Genomic DNA, 3,623 nt, shown 5'->3' with positions numbered 1-3,623 from the left:
GGCGCCGGGCAGCTGCCCGGCGGACCCTCCCTCCCCCAGGAGCGCCGCCTCGTCACCGCCGTCCCCGGCCCCAAGTCGCAGGAGCTGCAGGCCCGCAAGCTCGCCGCGGTGGCCGCAGGCGTCGGCACCACCCTTCCGGTCTACATCACCCGGGCCGGCGGCGGCGTCGTCGAGGACGTGGACGGCAACTCGCTGATCGACTTCGGCGCCGGCATCGCCGTCACCAACGTCGGCAACAGCGCCCAGGCGGTCGTCGACCGCGCCTCCGCGCAGCTCGCCGCCTTCACCCACACCTGTTTCATGGTCACCCCGTACGAGGGCTACGTCGCCGTCGCCGAGCAGCTCAACGAGCTGACCCCGGGCGACCACGAGAAGCGCTCCGCACTGTTCAACTCCGGCGCCGAGGCCGTCGAGAACGCGGTGAAGATCGCCCGCGCCTACACCAAGCGCACCGCCGTGGTCGTCTTCGACCACGGCTACCACGGCCGCACCAACCTCACCATGGGCATGACGGCGAAGAACATGCCGTACAAGCAGGGCTTCGGCCCGTTCGCCCCCGAGGTCTACCGGGTCCCGGTGGCCTACCCGTTCCGCTGGCTGACCGGTGCGGACAACGCCGCCGCCGAGGCCGCGGCCCAGGCCATCGACATGATCAACAAGCAGGTCGGCACCGAGAACGTCGCCGCCATCGTGATCGAGCCGATCCTCGGCGAAGGCGGCTTCATCGAGCCGGCCAAGGGCTTCCTGCCCGCGATCGTGGAGTTCGCCAAGGCCAACGGCATCGTCTTCGTCGCGGACGAGATCCAGACCGGCTTCTGCCGCACCGGCCAGTGGTTCGCCTGCGACGACGAGGGCATCGTCCCCGACCTGATCACCACCGCCAAGGGCATCGCCGGCGGCCTCCCGCTCGCCGCCGTCACCGGCCGCGCCGAGATCATGGACGCGGCGCACGCCGGCGGCCTCGGCGGCACCTACGGCGGCAACCCGGTCGCCTGCGCCGCCGCCCTCGGCTCGATCGAGACCATGAAGGAGCTCGACCTCAACGCCAAGGCCCAGGCCATCGGCGCGACCATGCTGCCGCGCCTGCGCGCGATGCAGGAGAAGTTCGACGTCATCGGGGACGTCCGCGGTCGCGGCGCGATGATCGCCGTGGAACTGGTGAAGCCCGGCAGCAAGGACCCGAACCCGGAGGCCACCGCCGCGCTCGCCAAGGCCTGCCACGCCGAGGGCCTGCTGGTCCTCACCGCGGGCACCTACGGCAACGTGCTGCGCTTCCTGCCGCCGCTGGTCATGCCGGAGCACCTGCTCAACGAGGGCCTGGACATCATCGAGGCGGCCTTCGCCGGGCTCTGAGGGCCCTCGGACAGCTGTCCCGCCGCCATCGGGTCCGAATTGGCGTGAAGATGGTGTGCGGACCTGATGGCGGGTGGGTGAGGCGTCCACCAGGCTGCCCACCTGTGTCGTACTGTCATTGCAGATGGAGAAGCAGAGTCCGTCGGTGACTGACCCTCACCGGCGAAACGCCGCCGAGGACACCACAGCGAGCTCCGGCTCGCATCCCCTCAGCCGATCGACCGTCCGCCGCACCCAAACCCCCCGGGCCACGTGGACAGGCGATCACCACAGCCGCCCCGGAGCTCTCCCCCCTGCTCCGGGGCGGCCTCCTCATGCCCTGATACTGCTGAAGTCGGTGTGGTTTCCGGCCGTTCTGCTGACCGTTCTGGTCGTGGTCACCGAGCAGGTGATCGCCAAGGGCCCGCTGCTCGGCACCGATCGCTGGATCCGCGACTGGCTGCAGGCCAAGGTCGCAGCCAATCCGTACCCGATCACCAACACCTACGCCCGCTGGTGGACCCACTTCGGCAGCCCGGAGATCGCGGTCACCGCGCTGGTGCTGGTCACCCTGGCCTCGGCGGCGCGTGCCCGCTCCTGGAAGCCGGTGGTCTCCGCGGCCCTGGCCGGGACCGCGCTGTTCGCCACGGTGATCCCCGGCAAGCTCCTGATCGGCCGTCCGGGCCCCGAGGGATGGGTGGTCGGACCTGGCGACCTGGGCTGGTACCCGTCCGGCCACACCGCCACCGCCACCGTCTGTCTGGGCGCCGCCGCCTGGATCCTGGCCACCTGCTTCGCCCTGGGCCCATGGCTCCGCCGTGCCCTCTACACGGCGACGGCGGCGCTCTGTGCGAGCGTCGGCTTCTGCCTGATGTGGTGTGACTTCCACTGGTTCCTGGACGTGCTGGGCAGCCTGTGCCTCAGCGGCGTGATCCTGTGGTCCCTGGTCCGCTGGGGCCCCCGCCCGCCAGCCACGGACAGCCCGCAGCGACCCGACTGACGCAGGTACTAGCGTCTTCGTCCATGGCAGGCATCCCAGCACATCAGACACAGACACAGACCTTCTACGACGACCTGGCCGCCGACTACCACCACCTCTACGGTGACTGGAACGCCTCAGTCACCCGGCAGGGAGCCGCCCTCGACGCCCTGATCCGCCGGGAACTCGGACCCGGTCCGCAACGCGTCTGGGACTGCGCCTGCGGCATCGGCACCCAGTCCCTCGGCCTCGCCGCCCTGGGCCACGAGGTGGTCGGCACCGACCTCAGCCCCAACGCCGTCGCCCGCGCCGCGGAAGAAGCCGGCGCGAGATCACTCCCGCTCCGGGTGGCGGTCGCCGACATGCGACGACTGCCGGTGCTGCCCGGCAGCTTCGACGCAGTGCTCTGCGCGGACAACTCACTGGCCCACCTCCTCACCGAGGAGGACGTCGACGCCGCGCTCGGCGCGATGCGCCAGGCCCTACGCGCGGAAGGCCTGCTCGTGATCAGCATGCGCGCGTACGACCAGGTACGCGCGGACCACCCCACATCGACAGTGCCTCAGGTCACCAGGACCGACGCAGGCCGTGTCATCAGCTTCCAACTCTGGCACTGGCACCCGGACGGCGAGCACTACGACCTGGAGCACTTCCAACTGCTCCCAACAGCGGACGACGGGACCGAGGGAGCCGACGGAGCCGAGTGGCAGGTCCACACCCGCCGCGCCACGTCCTGGGCGATCACTCCGGCACAGCTGACCGCACGGGCAGACGCCGCCGGCTTCAGCGACATCACCTGGCACAGGCCGGAGGACAGCGGCTACTTCCAACCACTGCTCACAGCGAGGAAGGGCGGGTAGGGGCGGTGCGGTCTGGTGTGGTGCGCTGTGTTGGGTGGGGTCGGCCTTCGCCGTTGCTGCGGTGTCGGGTCCGTCTCGCGCCTTCGGCGCACTGCAGCAACGACGCGGGAGCCGGGGCGGGGCTCGGGTTGGTGCCTGGCCGCCGGGTCGGCGAGTGAATACTCACCAACCCCAACCACCCCGGGCCCTGCCTTGTGGTTGCTGCTGTGCGCCGGAGGCGCGAGACGGCGCCGCACCCACGCAACGGTGAAGGTCGACCCCACCAACCCGTCTGTTTTGTGTCTGGAACGCAGGAAGCCCCCTGACCGATGGTCAGGGGGCTTCACTGGTAATGGTTGTTCGGCGGCGTCCTACTCTCCCACAGGGTCCCCCCTGCAGTACCATCGGCGCTGTGAGGCTTAGCTTCCGGGTTCGGGATGTTACCGGGCGTTTCCCTCACGCTATGACCACCG

3 protein-coding genes and 1 rRNA gene are annotated in these 3,623 nt (G+C 70.2%); 3 read left to right on the top strand and 1 reads right to left on the bottom strand.

What is annotated here, in order from left to right:
- Positions 1 to 12: 12 nt before the first annotated feature.
- The 3 genes from gabT (at position 13) to ACEZDE_RS33665 (ending at position 3,171) form a co-directional block, all read left to right on the top strand.
- A complete protein-coding gene (gene gabT, locus ACEZDE_RS33675) occupies positions 13 to 1,353 on the top strand; it encodes a 4-aminobutyrate--2-oxoglutarate transaminase (RefSeq protein WP_380545001.1) in 1,341 nt (446 codons plus the stop codon).
- Between the two features lie 373 nt (positions 1,354 to 1,726).
- Complete coding sequence (locus ACEZDE_RS33670; RefSeq protein ID WP_380544998.1) at positions 1,727 to 2,332, top strand: phosphatase PAP2 family protein; 606 nt, start codon at positions 1,727 to 1,729, stop codon at positions 2,330 to 2,332.
- Positions 2,333 to 2,355: 23 nt separating this feature from the next.
- Positions 2,356 to 3,171 (top strand): class I SAM-dependent methyltransferase, encoded by an 816-nt coding sequence (locus ACEZDE_RS33665; protein WP_380544995.1) that lies wholly within the window; start codon positions 2,356 to 2,358, stop codon positions 3,169 to 3,171.
- Positions 3,172 to 3,508: 337 nt separating this feature from the next.
- Here the strand turns inward: ACEZDE_RS33665 and rrf are convergent.
- A 5S ribosomal RNA gene (rrf, locus tag ACEZDE_RS33660) occupies positions 3,509 to 3,623 on the bottom strand; the annotation flags it as partial.

It is taken from the genome of Streptacidiphilus cavernicola (assembly GCF_042510955.1).
GTDB classification, from domain to species: Bacteria; Actinomycetota; Actinomycetes; order Streptomycetales; family Streptomycetaceae; genus Streptacidiphilus; species Streptacidiphilus cavernicola.
This window is presented reverse-complemented; position numbering and strand designations above follow the sequence as displayed.